This window comes from Blastococcus tunisiensis (genome assembly GCF_900112815.1).
GTDB lineage: Bacteria > Actinomycetota > Actinomycetes > Mycobacteriales > Geodermatophilaceae > Blastococcus_B > Blastococcus_B tunisiensis.
The window spans coordinates 313,994-330,085 of the sequence record NZ_FOND01000003.1 but is presented as its reverse complement, the minus strand read 5'-3'; the positions used below and the strand labels follow the sequence as shown (position 1 = coordinate 330,085).

The 16,092-nt window shown below is 69.9% G+C and carries 17 protein-coding genes and 1 pseudogene; 8 read left to right on the top strand and 10 right to left on the bottom strand.

Annotation, left to right across the window (positions count from 1 at the left end; translation table 11 throughout):
* The first annotated feature begins 73 nt into the window (after positions 1 to 73).
* On the top strand, positions 74 to 463 hold the full coding sequence (locus BM142_RS06065) for a heavy metal-responsive transcriptional regulator (RefSeq protein WP_092195846.1): 390 nt from the start codon (positions 74 to 76) through the stop codon (positions 461 to 463).
* Between the two features lie 109 nt (positions 464 to 572).
* Here BM142_RS06065 and BM142_RS25615 read toward each other — a convergent pair.
* Both BM142_RS25615 and BM142_RS25760 read right to left on the bottom strand, forming a co-directional pair.
* Positions 573 to 755, bottom strand: a pseudogene (locus BM142_RS25615) (nuclear transport factor 2 family protein); the annotation flags it as partial.
* A gap of 87 nt (positions 756 to 842) precedes the next feature.
* Positions 843 to 1,199 carry a four-helix bundle copper-binding protein gene (locus tag BM142_RS25760; protein ID WP_092195845.1) on the bottom strand — a complete coding sequence of 119 codons (357 nt, stop codon included), beginning with the start codon at positions 1,197 to 1,199 and terminating at the stop codon, positions 843 to 845.
* A gap of 149 nt (positions 1,200 to 1,348) precedes the next feature.
* Here BM142_RS25760 and BM142_RS06050 point away from each other — a divergent pair, with 149 nt between their 5' ends.
* From BM142_RS06050 to BM142_RS06025, 5 genes are all read left to right on the top strand, one after another.
* Positions 1,349 to 1,795, top strand: coding sequence for a heavy metal-responsive transcriptional regulator (locus BM142_RS06050; RefSeq protein ID WP_092195844.1), 447 nt, complete (start codon positions 1,349 to 1,351; stop codon positions 1,793 to 1,795).
* 86 nt (positions 1,796 to 1,881) lie between these two features.
* Positions 1,882 to 2,091, top strand: a complete 210-nt coding sequence (locus BM142_RS06045) for a heavy-metal-associated domain-containing protein (protein ID WP_175527121.1) — start codon at positions 1,882 to 1,884, stop codon at positions 2,089 to 2,091.
* Positions 2,092 to 2,131: 40 nt separating this feature from the next.
* Positions 2,132 to 4,615 (top strand): heavy metal translocating P-type ATPase, encoded by a 2,484-nt coding sequence (locus BM142_RS06040; RefSeq protein WP_092195842.1) that lies wholly within the window; start codon positions 2,132 to 2,134, stop codon positions 4,613 to 4,615.
* A 964-nt stretch (positions 4,616 to 5,579) separates the two neighbouring features.
* A complete protein-coding gene (locus BM142_RS06030) occupies positions 5,580 to 5,783 on the top strand; it encodes a helix-turn-helix domain-containing protein (RefSeq protein ID WP_217640597.1) in 204 nt (67 codons plus the stop codon).
* Positions 5,784 to 6,272: 489 nt separating this feature from the next.
* Entirely contained in the window at positions 6,273 to 6,869 is a 597-nt protein-coding gene (locus BM142_RS06025) for a hypothetical protein (protein WP_092195840.1), read from the top strand.
* A 196-nt stretch (positions 6,870 to 7,065) separates the two neighbouring features.
* On the opposite strand, the gene BM142_RS25610 is transcribed toward BM142_RS06025, so the two are convergent.
* Positions 7,066 to 7,257, bottom strand: a complete 192-nt coding sequence (locus tag BM142_RS25610) for a DUF72 domain-containing protein (protein WP_217640603.1) — start codon at positions 7,255 to 7,257, stop codon at positions 7,066 to 7,068.
* A gap of 716 nt (positions 7,258 to 7,973) precedes the next feature.
* Here BM142_RS25610 and BM142_RS06015 point away from each other — a divergent pair.
* Positions 7,974 to 8,678 (top strand): hypothetical protein, encoded by a 705-nt coding sequence (locus BM142_RS06015; RefSeq protein WP_092195839.1) that lies wholly within the window; start codon positions 7,974 to 7,976, stop codon positions 8,676 to 8,678.
* On the top strand, positions 8,675 to 9,598 hold the full coding sequence (locus BM142_RS06010) for a sucrase ferredoxin (protein ID WP_092195838.1): 924 nt from the start codon (positions 8,675 to 8,677) through the stop codon (positions 9,596 to 9,598). Before BM142_RS06015 ends, BM142_RS06010 begins: the two co-directional genes overlap by 4 nt.
* A gap of 17 nt (positions 9,599 to 9,615) precedes the next feature.
* Here the strand turns inward: BM142_RS06010 and BM142_RS06005 are convergent, their stop codons facing one another.
* The 7 genes from BM142_RS06005 to BM142_RS05980 form a co-directional block, all read right to left on the bottom strand.
* Entirely contained in the window at positions 9,616 to 10,392 is a 777-nt protein-coding gene (locus BM142_RS06005; RefSeq protein WP_254790580.1) for an ABC transporter ATP-binding protein, read from the bottom strand.
* A gap of 62 nt (positions 10,393 to 10,454) precedes the next feature.
* Positions 10,455 to 11,483, bottom strand: coding sequence for a FecCD family ABC transporter permease (locus tag BM142_RS06000; RefSeq protein WP_092195836.1), 1,029 nt, complete (start codon positions 11,481 to 11,483; stop codon positions 10,455 to 10,457).
* Positions 11,480 to 12,475: a FecCD family ABC transporter permease gene (locus BM142_RS05995; RefSeq protein WP_217640596.1), complete on the bottom strand. Its 996-nt coding sequence runs from the start codon at positions 12,473 to 12,475 to the stop codon at positions 11,480 to 11,482. Before BM142_RS05995 ends, BM142_RS06000 begins: the two co-directional genes overlap by 4 nt.
* Positions 12,472 to 13,317 (bottom strand): ABC transporter substrate-binding protein, encoded by an 846-nt coding sequence (locus BM142_RS05990; protein ID WP_217640595.1) that lies wholly within the window; start codon positions 13,315 to 13,317, stop codon positions 12,472 to 12,474. The genes BM142_RS05995 and BM142_RS05990 overlap by 4 nt, the downstream gene beginning before the upstream one ends.
* A 383-nt stretch (positions 13,318 to 13,700) precedes the next feature.
* Entirely contained in the window at positions 13,701 to 14,480 is a 780-nt protein-coding gene (locus tag BM142_RS05985; RefSeq protein ID WP_217640594.1) for an ABC transporter permease, read from the bottom strand.
* 521 nt (positions 14,481 to 15,001) lie between these two features.
* Positions 15,002 to 15,268 (bottom strand): PIN-like domain-containing protein, encoded by a 267-nt coding sequence (locus BM142_RS25605; protein ID WP_417852084.1) that lies wholly within the window; start codon positions 15,266 to 15,268, stop codon positions 15,002 to 15,004.
* Between the two features lie 39 nt (positions 15,269 to 15,307).
* A complete protein-coding gene (locus BM142_RS05980) occupies positions 15,308 to 16,000 on the bottom strand; it encodes a DUF433 domain-containing protein (RefSeq protein WP_092195833.1) in 693 nt (230 codons plus the stop codon).
* Positions 16,001 to 16,092: the final 92 nt, after the last annotated feature.

The following is a 16,092-nucleotide window of genomic DNA, read 5'->3' as shown; positions in this document are numbered from 1 at the left end:
CGGCTTCCACCTAGGTTGGACCTTCCAGTACAGGGGAAGGTCAAGTGGGAACGTCGCAGGGAGGGTCAAGATCGTGAGAATCGGAGAACTAGCCGAAGCGAGTGGCACCAGCACCAAGGCCCTGCGCTTCTACGAAGACGCCGGGCTTCTGCCTCCTCCTGAGCGCACGAGGTCGGGGTACCGGGACTATTCGCCCGAGGTCATCAGCCGCCTGGACTTCATCCGCCGCAGCCAGAGCGCCGGGCTGACCCTGGCTCAGATCCGGGAGATCCTCGAGATCCGAGACGGCGGGCAAGCTCCCTGTGCGCACGTGCAGCAGCTGCTCAGCGACCGACTCGCCGACCTCGATCGCCAGATCGCTGAGCTGCAGGCGCTGCGGGCCACCGTTGCCCAACTGAAGGCCGACGCCACCACGGTCGATCCAACCCGCTGTGATGCCCAGAGCGTCTGTCGCTACCTCTAGCGCCCCAGGAGTCCCCGCCGGTGGCCTCGATTGTGTAGTGGATGGTCTGGGCCACGATCTGTCCGTTGCGGATGACATAGGAATCGGCCCCGTCACGGACCTTGGCGCCATCCGCGTCATCAGACCACTCAAGGAACGCAAACTCTCCCTCGACCAGCTGCGTCCCGTAACAGAACCTGCAGTTGGGCAGCTCCTTGCGCAGCTTGTCGGCCTGGCGCCGCAGCCCGTCATGGCCTCGCTGGACACCGTCAGAGGTAAGTACGACCAGATCGTCGGCGTAGTTGCGGGCCAAGTCCTCCTCGACGGCGCCCTCGAGGCCCGTGCGCAGGTGGTCTTCAAATAACCTCCCTAGCCGAGCGTGTCACCCGAGCTCTCTGCGTCATACGGCCATGGCCCGGCACTTCTCGGCCGTCTGGCGGCAGGCCTGGGCGCAATCCCGCATGGCGTCGTCGTCGTAGCTGTCGCACTCGTTGGCGCACTGCTCGCACAGCTCCGCGCAGAGGCGGCACAGGGCCTTGTACTGCTCGCTGCCCCGAGCCATCAGCGGGATACAGGCCAGGCACAGCGTGGCGCAGTCGAGGCACAGCTGGATGCACCGGGCCATGGCCTGGTCCCCGGCCTCGGAACACTGCTTGGCGCAGGCCTCACAGGCTGCGGCGCACTCGGCACAGCTTCGGATGCAGTCGAGCAGGCTCTCGTCGACCAAGCCTGTTGATGCAATCCGCGTGTCCGTCATGGATTGACCCTTTCGTCTGGGCCAGTCGATCGGCCGGCCTCGCCGACGGACGCTAGGCCTTCCAGTAACTGGAACTTCAAGAGCCGATCTTGGCGCCCCCCGGGCGGCGGCAGCTACTGTTGCTTCCAGCCGAGTGGAAGGTAGAAGGCATGCGCATCGGGGAGCTGGCGGACCGGGTGGGGGTCAACACCAAGACCATCCGCTACTACGAGTCGATCGGTCTGCTGCCCGAGCCCCAGCGCACAGGCTCGGGCTACCGGGACTACGCCGACGACGACGAGGCCCGGCTGGTCTTCATCAAGACCGCCCAACACCTGGGGTTGAGCCTCGACGAGATCCGCGAGGTCCTCCGGCTTCGGGAGGCCGGCACAGCCCCGTGTGACCACGTCCGCTCGGTCCTGCGGGAACAGGTCAAGGAGATCACCAAGCGGATCGCCGCGCTGCGCCGCCTGCGAGACGAGCTTCGCCAACTGGATGCCGTCATCGACGGTCTGCCGGAGGTCGAAGGCGGCATGTGCCGGATCATCGATCACGTCCGGGCCACGGCCGAGCAGGTGGCCGCTGACGGCGAGCTGGCATCAACTCACCGGCGATGACTGTCATCCCTGCGGCTTGACCTTCCACTCGACTGGAAGGTCTACGGTCGGTGCCGAAGCCAGCAAACCGACCAACGGAGGAAGCCGTGGCGTCCAAGACCTTCACCGTCGAGCAGATCCACTGCGATGCCTGCGAGTCAGCGATCCGCAAGTCCTTGTCACGCCTCGATGGAGTTCGCCAGGTCGACCCCGACGCCGCCACGAACCAGGTGACGGTGACCTTCGACGAGGACCAGGTCGACCCCGACGCCCTCGCCGCCCGTCTCGGTGACGCCGGCTACCCCGTCATCGCCTGAGCGCAGCCGGTTTCCAGCTGCCATCACGAGGGGAACGGCCATGACGCAGACCACCATCGAAACCGGCGACGAGCTGTGGGCCGAGGAACCGAGCAGCCTGGCCGGTCACGCCCGCATCCGGGCCCGCATCTCCGGTCTGCACTGCTCGCTGTGCACCGGGACGATCGAGAAAGCCCTCAGCCGTCAGTCCGGGGTCGACAAGGTCGCCGTCAGCCTCACCCACGAGCAGGCGCTGGTCGACTACGACCCCGACATCATCGGCCCCGAGCAGATCCTCTCGACGCTGCGCGACATCGGCTACGACCTGTACGACCCACGCAAGCTCCGGCCCTTCGAGGAGGAGGAGGCCGCCCTCGTCCGCGAGGGCAAGCGCCTGCTGACCGCCGTCGCCGCCAGCCTGCTGGCTATCGGCCTGATCGCCGATGTCACCGGGTGGCTCTCGGTACTGGTGCCGGCGTCGGTCGTCGTGGTGATGGTGCCCATCTCCTACGCCATCCTGCGGCCACACGGCCAACGCACAGCGGTCCTCGGCGCCTTGGCCATCGTGACTCCCGCCGTGATCGCTCTCGTGCTCCGGGCCTTCGCTATCGGTACTGGCGCCACCCCTTGGGTCACCGGAGCCCTGGCTCTCGCCGTCGTCTTCGGGGTCGCCCCGCACATCCTGCGGATGGCCTGGCAGTCGGCTCGCCGCCGTATCCTCAACCAGCACGTCCTGCTCGAAGTCGGCGCCTTCGCCGGCGTTGTCGGGGGCCTGGTCGGGCTGGCGACCGACCTCCCCGACTACCCGACGGCGCCGTTCTTCGCGGTGACCGTGCTGGTGGTCAACTACCACATCTTCAGCGAGTGGCTCTCGCTGCTGGTCAAGACCCGCTCCAGCCAGGCCGTGCGCAAGCTGCTTGACCTCCAGCCGGACACCGCCCGCGTGGTGCGGCGCGACGACGGCGGACGCACCGCCGAACTCGACGTGCCGATCGGCCAGATGTCCGTCGGCGACAGCGTCCGAGTCCGCCCGGGCGAGCGCATCCCCGTCGACGGCCAGGTGCTCTCCGGGCACTCGGCGGTTGACCTCTCGCTGGTCACCGGCGAACCCATCCCGGTCGAGCGGAGCGTAGGCGACGAGGTGATCGGCGGGTCGATCAACGGGGTCGGCACGCTGCTGGTGCAGGTGACCCGGGTGGGCGAGGAGAGCTTCCTCGCTCAGATCGTCCGCCACGTCGAAAACGCCCGGGCTCTCAAGCCCGGGATCTTGCACCTCGTCGACCGGATCCTGCGGATCTACACCCCGACGGTGCTCATCGTCGCCGCCGTGGCGTTCACCGGCTGGCTCGCCGGCACCGCCCTCCTGACTGAGGAGTCCGACGTGCGCCGCGCCGTCTTCGCCGGCATCGGCGTTCTCGTCATGGGCTACCCGTGCGCCGTCGGCATCGCCGCACCGCTCGCCATCGTCCGTGGGGCGGGCGACGCCGCCGACCTGGGGATCATCATGCGCACCGGCGAGGCCTTCCAGACCTTCGGCAAGGTCACCCACGTCATGCTCGACAAGACCGGCACACTCACCGAGGGACGCCCGGCCGTCCGCGACATCGAGGCCCTCGGTGACGAGAACGAGCTGCTCAGCCTGGCCGCGGCCGCCGAGCAGGCCTCCGAGCACCCCCTCGCTCGGGCCATCGTCGAAGCCGCTCGGGCTCGGCGGCTGGAGGTCCCCGACGCTGAGCAGTTCCAGTCGGTCACCGGCTTCGGCGTGACCGCCACGGTGGCCGGCGCCCCGGTCCTCGTCGGCCGGTCCAGCCTGCTGGAAGACCACTCGGTCGACCTCAACGGGCTCGCCCCGGCGATCGACCGCCTGGAGTCTGCTGGACGGACCGTCGTCGTCGTCGCCAGGAACGGCGATGCCGTCGGGGTCATCGGACTGGGCGACGAGGTCCGCCACGATGCCGCCGAGGCCGTCGCGCAGATGAAGCGCGACGGCCTCGTGCCGGTGATGGTCACCGGCGACAACGCTCGTGCCGCCCAAGTCGTCGCTCACCGCCTCGGAATCGACCAGGTCCACGCCGGTGTGCTTCCCGACGGCAAAGCGCAGATCGCCCGGGACCTGCAACACGGCGGGGCCAAGGTCGCCATGGTCGGTGACGGCATCAACGACGCCCCCGCCCTCATGCAGGCCGACGTCGGCATCGCCATGGGCGGCGGCACCGACATCGCCGTGGAGTCGGCCGACATCATCATCGTTCGCGACGACGTCACCGCCGTCATGACCGCCCGGGCCATCAGCCGGAGCTCCTACCGCCGCACTCTCCAGAACGTGGCACTCGCTTTCACCTTCAACGGCATCGGCATCCCCGCCGCCACCACCGGGCTCGTCTACCCCGTGTGGGCCATGGTCGCGATGGCCCTGTCGGTCACCACCATCTTCATCAACTCCATCGGCGGACGGCCCTCGCTGCTGTTCGACGCCATCGCCTCGGTCGGCCACCGGCCCGATGACGAGCCCCACAAGGTCGCTGCCCCCGCTGCTCGGCGGTAGTGGACACGTGAGCAGCGAAACCCCCGACAGGCCGAGGTGGTGCCACGACCCATAGAGGCGGACCTGGCTGGCCGGCTGCGGCGAGCTGAACCGCCGAGGCGTACACACACCGCGGAGCAGGGAGGCTGCGACGCCTTCGAGATGCTGCTCAAGGCCGCCCTCGCGCAGGACCCGGGTGCCTCGGGTCTTCGACGAGGAGAGCGGGCTCGAACTCGACCACGTGGTTCTCCCGGACGCTGCCCTTGGCGAACGTCATGATGAACACCTCACCGACGGCCCGGACTCGCTGCCCGCTGGCAGCCTCGGCCAGACTGTTGTTCCCGTCTCAGCTGAGCCTCGTGAGCGGTGGCCGGGAATGAGCTCGAATGCGTTCGGCGTCAGCGGAAAATCTCGCGGCTTGCCCGCGCGATGCGCGGAACCTCCTCGAGGCTGGTCATGCCGACATCGAAGCACCGTGGACAGCGACCGAGACCACCGCACACTGTTCTCCCTCCCGAGCATGCGTGGGAAGCCTTTCCCGGATACCGAACCCTGGCCGCACGCCGCCGAAATCGTCAGGCGGGCTCGGTGAAGTCCTCGCCCTCCCGCGCCCGGTGCGCCACCAGCGGGCGCCAGCTCAACAACTGACGAAGCGAACCGGTCCGTCTCGTCCCCGCTGTCGTCGCGGCAGGCGGAGCAACTCCCTTACCGTCAGTGCCAGCACGGACGCACACTGTCGCCGGCGGCGAGCTGGCCCCGCGTCCCGTGGACCGCCAACGAGAGGAACGACGTGTCCCTGCCCCAGCGCTCCCCCGCTTCGACCCTTCCCCGTCAAGCCGCCTACGGCCAGCGCCACTACCCCCGGCCGACCGTGCCTGGCCCCCGACCGGCGGCACCCCCCGCGCCGGCGGGTGTCCGCTTGCAGCGCGGTGTCGGTCCCATGGGTCAGCCGCCCATGGCCCTGCGACCGGTAACTCCGCACCCCGTGATCGAGCGGCCCGCTCCACGCGCAGCGGTCTCCTTCCTGACCGTGGCCGAGGTCGCGGCGATCATGCGCGTGTCGAAGATGACCGTGTACCGCCTCCTGCACGGCGGGGAGCTGACCGCCGTGCGCGTCGGCCGGTCTTTCCGGGTCCCCGAGCCGGCCGTCCGCGACTACCTCGCCGACGCCCGCACCGACGTCGCCTGAGAGCGGGGCGCCCGCCCGCGCACCGAGGACGACGGCGCCGGCCGAGACAGCCCGGGATCATGAAGAAGGCGGTCCGAAAGGGATCCCGTTGCGGAGCTTCCGGCGTCGCCGTCATGCCGACGGCCCGAACGTCGCCGCGGCGGTTACTCCACGGGCACAGACGTTTGGCGACGTCGCCCGTCATCGAGATCATCACGGGATGCCGGAGCTGCACGTTCGGGCCATACGGCGAACCCGTAAGACGCGTCTGGCTCGGGCCCAAGCACGCTCGCGGGACAGCGGACTGCGCCTTCCTCCACGGCATCGAAGTCGACCCGCTCTACCGGCGGTCAGGATTACGGAGCTTGCCCACGCAGACGATGGTCCTGCAGCGGGATGACGCGGAGCCATCCTTCGGGGTTACCCCGCTCAGGTTGAGCGCCCGGCGCGCCGATGGAATGGCAACGGATCGACAGAAGGCGCGATCCAGATGCTCGGAGGAGCACTCACATGTTGCTGTTCGAAGGCCTCGCCGCGGTCGCGGCCAAGATCGCCGGTGCCGGCGCAGTCGCCCAGGCCACCGCAGGCCTCGGCATCGCCGTGGCTGGTGTCACCGGAGCGGGCGCCGTCGGCGCCCTGCCCGCCTCGCTGCAGGACCCGGTGGCCGCCGCGGTCGAGACCGTGTCGCCGTTCGACCTTCCCGACTCCGACGACAGCCTCGAGACCGACGACTCGGGCCTCGACGGGCCAGGCGACCTGCCCGACGCACCCGACACCGACGAGAGCGACGGCCCCGACGACTCCGACGACCCGGCTCGGCTGGCCGCCGAGGCCGAGGAGGACGCCCAGGAGGCGGCCGAGGAGGCCGAAGAGGACGCCCGCGAGGCCGCCGAGGAGGCCGAGGAGCAGGCCCGCGAGGCCGCCGAGGAGGCTGCCGAGCAGGCCCGTGAGGCTGAGGAGGACGCCCGCGAGGCCGCCGAGGAGGCCGAGGAGCAGGCCCGCGAGGCCGCCGAGAAGGCTTCCGAGCCGGACAACTCCGGCTCCGGCTCGGCCAACTCGGGCTCCGGCGGTGGGGGCGACGACTCCAGCGATTCGGACGACGACTGACACCGACGTCGTCTGACGCACCAGCAGGGCCTCGCTCGCCCGAGCGAGGCCCTGCTGCCGTGGGGGCCCTGCTGCCGCCCGAGAACTGGATGAGACAGTCGCGCGGCAGGTCGGGGATCGGCCTTCAGAATCGGCGCAGTTGCGAACAGCATGGTGTCCAAGCTTCTGGGCCAGCCCCGGCAGCGCGCTCCATCCATCAACCTGCCCACCGGCTCCCGTGGCTCTCACGCCGGGCTGTATGTGGGTGAGGAACCGGCCGGCCTTGACAGAGCCAGCGGAACTCCGGCGGGATGCGCTCGCGCCACTTCTCGGACGTCTCCCGCTCGGGCAGGCGGTAGAAGGCGTTGTAGCTCTCGACCGTGGGGAAGAACTGGGTGTAGTGCCTCAGGACTCAGCGCCCCGATGAGCTGTCCCGGTAGCGCATCCCTATTCGGGACCGGCGGCTGGAGAACAACCTGGCGCTCCCCTGACAGATGGGCCGGAGCGCACCGCTCCGCTCCTGGAGGCGGACGGCGTCCCCTATACCTGCGGCGACACAGGAGGCATCCGTGCCCGAGACGAACTGCTCATACTCCTGCTGACCCGGGGCGTCGGGCCGCCACGGTGGCGCCCCGCTGGGTGGTGGATGTAGTTCTCACCGTGCTGGTCAGCGGTGGGGTGACTATGACGCCATCAGGGCCGGCTGTGGCGGTCTTTGGGCCAAAGGGGGTTCACGCCGCCATAACTTTGGTTAGGCTCCCCTTACTAGTCCAAGGGACACTGGGGAGCCCATGACCGCCGACCGCCGACCGCCAGAGCCAGGGCCTGCGCTGCGCCCGGCCGGGGGCCTGCGTGAAGGAGCTGCGGACGGCGATGTGGCAGTTGCTGGTCGGTTCCACTCGAGAAGTCATCAGGGCTGCCTTGACCTGACGGTGGGACATGCGGAGGCCACGGTGCCAGGACGAAGCTCCATTCGCGCGGCAGTAGCTGCGCTGACGGCGGGAGCTGGCTGCATGACAGCCATGCAGATGATTGCCCCACTCCCGGCCGTCGTCGTTGCCGTCCTCGTCGGCACGGCCCTCTCCTGGCTCTGCTTCCCACGACACGGATCGATGGAGAACCGGCATGGCTGACCCGCACGAGACCGCGGCACTCGCGCGCACGTCCCTGCACTGCGCGAGCCTGGCCACCTTGACCACGTATCCGCGACTGGCGTCCCGATCGCACGTCACGACCGTCGCCGTCAGTGCGGGCGACGACGGGAGTGCAGTCGTTCTGCTACGGCAAGGGGCGCCTGCCGCCCAGCATCTGCTGGCACGGCCGTTCGCCACCGTCACCGTCGCGCCTGCCGGCTGCCAGCGGATGACCTTGCACGGGGTGGTTCAGCGACTGGCCAGCAAGGACGAGGCGGGCCGGCTCGCCTTCCGGGTCCAGGCCGGCGCGGTGCGCCTGGGCCACGACGAGACACCGGTCGCCACCGTGGCGTACATCAACGCGAGCCCCGATCCGTTCGGGCGGGACGCCTCGGCCGTGCTGGCGCACCTCCGGAGTCGGCACCACGCTGAGCAACTGGCGGCCTGCCTGCGCGCTCTGGGTCACGACACCCAGTTCGCGGAACCGGTTGGCCTGGACCGCCACGGACTGACCGTGCTCGCCGTCAGTGACAGCGGAGTCGCCCTGGTGCCCCTGACCTTTCCTACGGCCATCACCAAGCTCGCAGACCTGCCGCCGGACCTGCACGTCCTGCTGACGTGCCACTGCAGGGATTCGACCGGGCCCGCTTCGGCTACCGACCTGCGCCGAGGCGCGTCCCGCGGGGAGCAGCCATGAGGGTCCTGACGGATGCTGGCTGTGCGGCTCAGCGCGTGCTGCTGGACGAGCCGTTGTACGCCACGGCTCCGGAGCGGGCGGCGTCGTGGCTGCTCATCGAGCATCCCGGCCCCTGGCCGTCCGTGGGCTGGCCTGCTGATCTGCCGGACGCTGCCAGGACGGCGCTGGCGCTGGCGACCGAGTTATGGGTGCGGCCGCAGCTGATCCGTCCCCTCCGGGATCGCCGCAGCCGGGCGTGCACGGTCATGGTGGCGTCCTGCCGTCCGGGCCGACGGTGGCTGGAGCGGCGCGAGCTCCGGGATCCGGCGGAGTTGGCCGGTCTGGACCTCGAGGCGGTCGCCGCCGGTGATCCTCCCGGCTTCGGTCAGCGGTCGACGCGACCGGTGGTGCTGGTGTGCACGCACGGCAGGCGTGACGTCTGCTGCGCGCGCCGCGGGCGTCCGCTGGCACAGGCGCTGGCGGCGGAGTTATCGGGCCTGGTGTGGGAGACCACCCATGTCGGCGGGGACCGGTTCGCGCCGAACGTCGTCACGCTGCCGCACGGCAGCTACCACGGCGGTGCTCCGGCCGCCGCCGCGCCCGCTCTGGCGGCCGCGGCCCTGGGCGGCGATGTGGTCCTTCCGTATCTGCGGGGGATCGCTGGGACGCCGGCGGCGGCCCAGGCCGCGGAGCACGTGGTCCGCCGTGAGCTGGGTCTCGCCTCGCTGGACGCGGTACGGGCGGTGGACGTGGTTCAGCGCGCCGACGCGGTGGAGGAGGTGCACGTGCAGGCCGTCTCCCGGCGGTTCACCGTGTGGATGCACCGTCGCCGCCTGCCCGACGTTCGCCTGACTTCCTGTGCCGGGAAAGGTGTGCACGACCGGCCCTACGTACGGGAGGTCGTCGACTTCGTGGAGCTCCCGCAGGAGGTCCTCGCCTGACGCCGGCGCCCGCCCGCTCAGCCGGCGGCCCTTGCTGCGCCTGTCAGGGCGGGACCGGAATGGATGGGATTCAGGGGAACCACCAGCGGTGATCCGGTCACGGGGTTCGGGATGGTCATGCACGGAACTCCGAAGATCTGCTCGACCAGATCCGGAGTCACCACCTCGCGTGGTGGTCCCTCGGCCACGACCTGCCCTTCACGCATGGCGACGATGTGGTCGGCGTAGCGGCTGGCCTCGTCCAGGTCGTGCAGCACCATGACCACGGTGACCCCGCGGACGTCGTTGAGAGAGCGCAGGAGTCGTAGGACCTCGAGCCGGTGTGCCAGGTCCAGGTACGTCGTCGGTTCGTCGAGCAGCAGGATGGGCGTCTCCTGGGCGAGCACCATGGCGACCCACACGCGTTGGCGTTGCCCGCCCGAGAGCTCGTCGACCGGCCGGTCGCGGAACTCTTCGACGCCGGTGGCGTGCATCGCGTCCTCGGCGGCCGCCTGGTCCTGAGCAGTCCAGCGGCCGAACGGGCCACGGTGCGGATAGCGGCCACGGGCCACGAGTTCGGCCACGGTCAACTGTTCGGGTACGACGTTGGACTGGGGGAGCAGTCCCACCTGTCGGGCCACTGTCCGCGACGGCAGTTGGTGGATCGGTTCGCCGTCGAGCAGCACGGCCCCCGATACCGGGGCCAGCACGCGGGCCAGGGCCCGCAGCAGGGTCGACTTTCCGCACCCGTTGGGCCCCACGATGGCCGTGATCTGGCCGTCTGGAACCGTCAGCCCCATCGCGGGCAGCACCATTCGACGGCCGTAGCCGACGGACAGGCCGTCGGCGCGCAGTCGTGGGTCGGGCTGCAGGTCGTTCATCGTCGTCCCCATCGGTGTAGGAGCCAGAGCAGGTACGGCGCGCCGATGACCGCGGTCACCATGCCGGCGGGCAGGGCGATCGGCGCGAACACCCGCTGGCCGATCACGTCGGCCGCGACGACGAGAAGCGCCCCGATGATCGCCGCCGCAGCGAGGGTGACTCCGCTGGTGGGGCCCACGATGCGGCGGGCGATGTGCGGAGCGCCGAGCGCGACGAAGCCGATCGGTCCGGCCACGGCGACGGCGACGCCGGCGAGCACGGCAGCGACCGCGAGCAGCTGGATCCGGGTGCGCCGCAGCGCCACCCCGGCACCCACCGCGAGCTCGTCGCCCAGCTCCAGGACGCTCAGCCGCCGGACGAGCAGGAAGGCGGCCGGCAGCCCGACCGCGAGGCCGACGAGCACCGCGGTGGCATGGGTCCAGTTCCGGGCGTGCAGGCTGCCGGCCAGCCACACCTCGGCGGCGCCCAGCCGGCCCATCGGCAGCCGGGCGACGACCAGCGTGACCGCGGCGTACGCCGCGGCGTGGATGCCGACCCCCGCGAGCACGATCCGTGTTCCGCCGGCGCCGGCGCGGGTGGTGAGTAGGTGCAGGAGCGCCGTGGCGAGGCCGGCGCCGGTGGCGGCGGCGAGCGGCAGCAGCAGCGGTGGGACGGCGGCGCCGATCGCGATCACCGCGGCGAGACTGGCCCCTGCGGTCACCCCCATCACGTCCGGGGAGCCGAGCGGGTTGCGGAGCAGGCCCTGCAGCAGCACCCCTGACGCCCCGAGGGCTGCGCCGACGGCGACGGCGGTGACCACGCGGGGCAGCCGCAGTCCCCGGACGACGAACGCGTCGCTCCCGTCCGCGTGGCCCACCAGCGCGGCCAGGGCGTCGGTCATCGTCAGGTTGCTGGAGCCGACCATCAGCGCGGCGAATATCCCGATCGGCAGGGCCACGGCGAGGACGGTGACGGCTCCGGGACGCCGCATCCGGAGGCGCACCGGCCGCACCGCGACCACGGGCGCCGGACGGGCGTCGGTCATGACGTCGCCTTGTGGCGTACGGCGAGCCGGACCAGCAGCGGCGCACCGATGAGCGCGGTCAGCACACCGGCCTGGACCTCGGTGGGCCGGGCGGCGACCCGGCCGATGATGTCGGCGCCGAGCAGGAGGACGGGACCGAGTGCGGCTGACAGCAGCAGCACCTGTCGGTGACGGCCGCTGCGGAGCAGGGCCCGGGCCACGTGCGGAACGGCTAGTCCGACGAACGCGATCGGCCCGGCGAGGGCCACGGCCACGGCCGCCAGCAGGACGGCGACCAGGCCGGCCAGCAGGCGGACCCGGGTGGGGTGCTGCCCGAGCCCCACCGCCTGCTCGTCGCCGAGGGCCAGAGCGTCCAGCGGCCCGGCGAGCAACCAGGACCCGGCTAACGCGATGACCACGAGCGGTAGTAGGGGTGCGACGGCCGCGGCGTCCCGGCCGGCCAGTGACCCGGCCAGCCAGTGCCGGACGTCGTCGGCGGCGTGCTCGTTGAGCGCCAGCAGGGCGTTGGTCCAGGCCAGCAGTACCGCCGAGACGATCGCGCCCGAGAGCACCAGCCGGATCGGCGATAACCCGTCCCGACCGGACGTGGCCAGTGCCAGCGCGACGCCGGCGGCAGCCGCGCCGCCGAGGAAGGCGGCCCACACGGCAACCGAGGGCGGGAGACCGAGCAGGGCGACGGCCACCACCACGGCGAACCCGCCGCCGTGGGTGATTCCCAGCAATGCGGGTGAGGCGAGCGGGTTACGGGTTGCCCCCTGCAAGAGCACGCCCGAGACGGCCAGACACGCTCCGGCCACCAGCCCGGCCACGGTGCGGGGGATCCGCAGGTCGGTGACGATCAGATGCGACTCCAGCTCACGGGTGCCGCTCAGCGCCCCGAGGACTTCCGACACCGGCAGGGAAACCGAGCCGACGGCGACGCTGGCCACCACCACGGTGACCAGCGCCACGACCGCCAGCCCGGTCACGCCGAGCCGTTGAACCAGGCTCACGGGAGCAGCAGGTCCTCGATGCTGTCCAGCGCGGTGGTGGCGGCGAGGATCCCGCCACCGAGGTTCCAGTGGCTCTCATTGATCTCGTGCACGTTGCCCGCCTGCACCGCCGACAGCCCCTGCCACAGATCCGTCGACGTCCACCGCTCCATCGTCTCGTCCACGTCGTGGCCACCCGTCTGGGCATACCACTTGTCGGAGACCATCACGAGGATGACGTCGCCGTCCATCTCTGGGATCCGCTCCTCGCTGATCTCGATCAGCTGAGGGGACTCGTCCCAGTTGTCCACTTGCTGGTCCTGCGGGCGGTTCAGGCCGGCGTCGCGCAGGACGGAGCCGGGGAAGCCGGTGAGGTAGATCCGTACCTGGTCGGGCATGAACCGTACGAGCGACACCTCGGTGTCGGCCTTGCCTGCCTCCTCGAGGCGGGCCTCGATCTCGTCCGCCCGCTGCTCGTAGGCGTCGAGGGCCTCCTGGCCCTCTTCCTGCCGGCACAGGGCGTCTGCCCACAACGAGACGTTGTCCTTCCAGGACACCCCGATCGTCTCGGAGAACACCGTCGGGGCGATCTGGGACAGCTGCGGGTACAGCGCCTCGTGCCGCAGCTTCGACCCGAGGATGACATCGGGCTGCAGCGCGGCGATGGCTTCGAGGTCGGGCTCAAGCTCGGTGCCGATGATCTCGACTTGCTCGATCTCGTCCGGCAGGTAGTCGTACCAGTCGTCGGTCCATGGCTTGACGGCCCCGACCGGGGTCACGCCAAGGGCCAGCACCGAGTCGGTCTGTCCCTGTCCCAGGGTGACCACCCGCTCGGGAGCGCACGGAACGTCGGTGGTCCCCATGGCGTGCTCAACGGTCACCGCGGTCGGTCGCTCACCCGCCCCGCCGGCGTTGGCCGGCGCGTTCGCACCCCCGGACGCTCCGCTGCATCCGGCGACCGTCATGATCACCCCGATCGCCGACAGGGCCGCGCGTCGTGGAGATGCCTTCATCACTGCTCCTCAGGGTGGTTCCGGCCGGATGTCCAGCCGCCTCAGAAGTAAGGTAAGGCTTACCTTATCTGACAGCAAGACGCCGGCGAGGTTAGTGATCAACGGCATACTCGGGGAAGCGTGCGTGGTCGTGCGAGAGGCCGTGTGCCGGGCCAGGCGCAGGCGTCGACGGCAGGTTCCTCGCCGCGAGCCGGGCGAAACGCTGGCAGAAGGCAGGTGCGGACTGCTCGGAGTTATCGGCGGGCCCCGTGTCTCGCCATCTGCCCCCGGGCTACCAGCTCCGTCACCATCCATACCGCGGTGACTTCCGCGGCGAGCAGCCCCACCAGAACCAGCAACTGGGCGGCACCCGCTTGCAGTGGGCTTCCTCCACCGAGGAGCACGCCGACGAAGGCCCCGGGCAGGGTGACCAGGCCGACGGTGCGTGTCTGGTCCAAGGCTGGCATCAGAGCGGTTCCGGCGACCGGGCGGGCGATCTCCAGCACAGCGTCACGTGTGACCAGACCGAGGGCCAGCGCCGCCTCCACCTCGCCGTGACGGCTTTCAAGTTCCTCTCTCAGCCGACGACCGGCCAATGAGGTGGCCGTCATCGCCCCGCCGATGAGGATGCCGGCGATCGGGATGACCGCCTCGCCCCGTAGCGGCACCGCTCCACTCGCCAGCACAACCAACACAACTGGGAGGGCGCCGACGACGATGGGCGTCCCGGCGGTGACCACGCGGTGGAGCAGTCCGAGCTGACGAAGGGAAGCGCCGGTCACGCGGCCGGCCGAGGTGATCGCCGCAACCACCACCATCAGCAGCACGAACATCCCGGAAAGCCATAGAGAACCGATGACGACGGCGAGAACTGCTGACACGACGGCCAGTTGCAGGGCCGCGCGGACCGCCGCGACCACTACCGAATAGTGCTGGCCGAGGCCGGACAGCTTTCCGCCTACGGCCGCCAGACCCGCGAGAGCGACCAGGACAGCAACCAGGCCGGAGCCGACGTCTATCACCGATGAGTTCACAGCCGACATCCTTCTCACCCTCAGGTCGCCACCTTGAGGTCGGCTGCTTCGCGTGGAACGTCAGCAACTCCGAGCGTTGCGGTGCACGGGCAGTTGCGCCTCCAGGGCGTCGATCCGCTGCTTGGCATCCACCAGTTCGGACTTCTCCCCGGAGGTCACCCCCGATCGAGGCGCTGGTCGCTGCGATCACGCCGATGCCAGGTGTCGATCGTCCTGGTCAATCGTCCTGGCCACTGATGCCCAGCGCCGTGGCCACGTCGGCGACCGGCTTCCACCAGATCCAGCACCTGTCAGCGGAAGTTCCTGGGACGTCCGCGCCGCCGGGTGTCAGTGGCCCGCGCTGCTCCCCGATGCTGCTGGAGTAGGGGTCGCCCGGTAGCGGAACGTGATGCCGTGCGGCGAATTGGTCTAAGCCAAAGGTAACTCCCTTACTGACCGTTCCGTGATGACGTACCACCAGGGCCCTGGGCCTCTGGTGTCAACGATCTCCTCGATGTCGTCCCATCGGCGAACCATCCACGTCAGCCAACCCCACGTCGTTTCATCCCGCTTGCCGCCGATTCTGAAGACACGCAGGCCCGACTCCCGGACAAGAGCACTTCGGCCGGCCGCGTACGCATTCGCCTGTCCCGGCCAATGGCGATGAGGCCTCGCGCCGCCACAGCTGGCATCCAGTCGGGGTCCAGCGTGCCGTATGGGCATTCGGGGACCAGTGGATGGCCGACATGCACGGTGTCAGAACGGGCGGCGGTGAGAGCTTTGCCGAGCCCGAGCGCACTCTCGTCCACGTAGACGCGCAGACGTTCGCGATCGGCCACCACGAGACGTCAGGCGGCCGCGCGCTTCAGTTCGTACCGGACCGCGGCGTCGACGAGAGAGCGATTCAGCTCGTACATTTCTGCCACAGAGTCAGGTGTTTCTCCCGCGCGGATCAGCTCTGCGATGACCTCAGTAGGGACGTTGCGAACCACTGGCTCCCCGTAGCCGCGAAGCGGATCGACCTGTACGTCAGCGATGTCCGGCATGGGATGCAGTAGTCGGGGCTCAGGAACATCGCCGTTCGTCCACTCGAGCGACCCCCGGAACGACTCGGCATGCTGAGACCAGAGAAGACGCTGGTTGCTCCTCACCACGACTAGCTGCAACGCGCTGTCGAGGCCGACCTCGTCCTGCACCGCTCGGACCAGTTCCTGACCCTCCGCGTACAGCCACGTCCGCGCTGAGGCCAGCGGATACGGCGTTTCGAGCTCTCGGCGCAGGCGTTCCACCGCTGGCCGCATGCGGATCATCGGCACCCCGGCGTCACGGAACTCCGCGAGCAACCGGGTTTCTACAAACTCGCCCCACGTGGCGGTGTCCTCGTTGGTCCGCTCCTGCCTGATGACCGGCGGATACGACTTGGCTCCGCGGTCGTAGCCGTCGATCCAACGGCGGGCTGTTCCGCCATGAAGACCGAGGATGCGATCGACTTGGGCCATCGAGTACACCGGGCGGTCCACCAGCCGGGCGACTCGGTTCATGTGCGCATCTTGTCAGGGAGGTATGACGAAGCGCTGGACAAGCGGCCTGCGGCGCAAGACTGTCACCCGACAGTGATGGGTCCCAGTCCGTG

Coding starts and splice junctions, on each gene's coding strand:
- BM142_RS25760 (WP_092195845.1), bottom strand. CDS start 1,199: ATGACGGACACGCGGATTGCATCAACAGGCTTGGTCGACGAGAGCCTG.
- BM142_RS06050 (WP_092195844.1), top strand. CDS start 1,349: ATGCGCATCGGGGAGCTGGCGGACCGGGTGGGGGTCAACACCAAGACC.
- BM142_RS06040 (WP_092195842.1), top strand. CDS start 2,132: ATGACGCAGACCACCATCGAAACCGGCGACGAGCTGTGGGCCGAGGAA.
- BM142_RS06025 (WP_092195840.1), top strand. CDS start 6,273: ATGTTGCTGTTCGAAGGCCTCGCCGCGGTCGCGGCCAAGATCGCCGGT.
- BM142_RS06015 (WP_092195839.1), top strand. CDS start 7,974: ATGGCTGACCCGCACGAGACCGCGGCACTCGCGCGCACGTCCCTGCAC.
- BM142_RS06010 (WP_092195838.1), top strand. CDS start 8,675: ATGAGGGTCCTGACGGATGCTGGCTGTGCGGCTCAGCGCGTGCTGCTG.
- BM142_RS06005 (WP_254790580.1), bottom strand. CDS start 10,392: ATGGTGCTGCCCGCGATGGGGCTGACGGTTCCAGACGGCCAGATCACG.
- BM142_RS06000 (WP_092195836.1), bottom strand. CDS start 11,483: ATGACCGACGCCCGTCCGGCGCCCGTGGTCGCGGTGCGGCCGGTGCGC.
- BM142_RS05990 (WP_217640595.1), bottom strand. CDS start 13,317: ATGGGGACCACCGACGTTCCGTGCGCTCCCGAGCGGGTGGTCACCCTG.
- BM142_RS05980 (WP_092195833.1), bottom strand. CDS start 16,000: ATGAACCGAGTCGCCCGGCTGGTGGACCGCCCGGTGTACTCGATGGCC.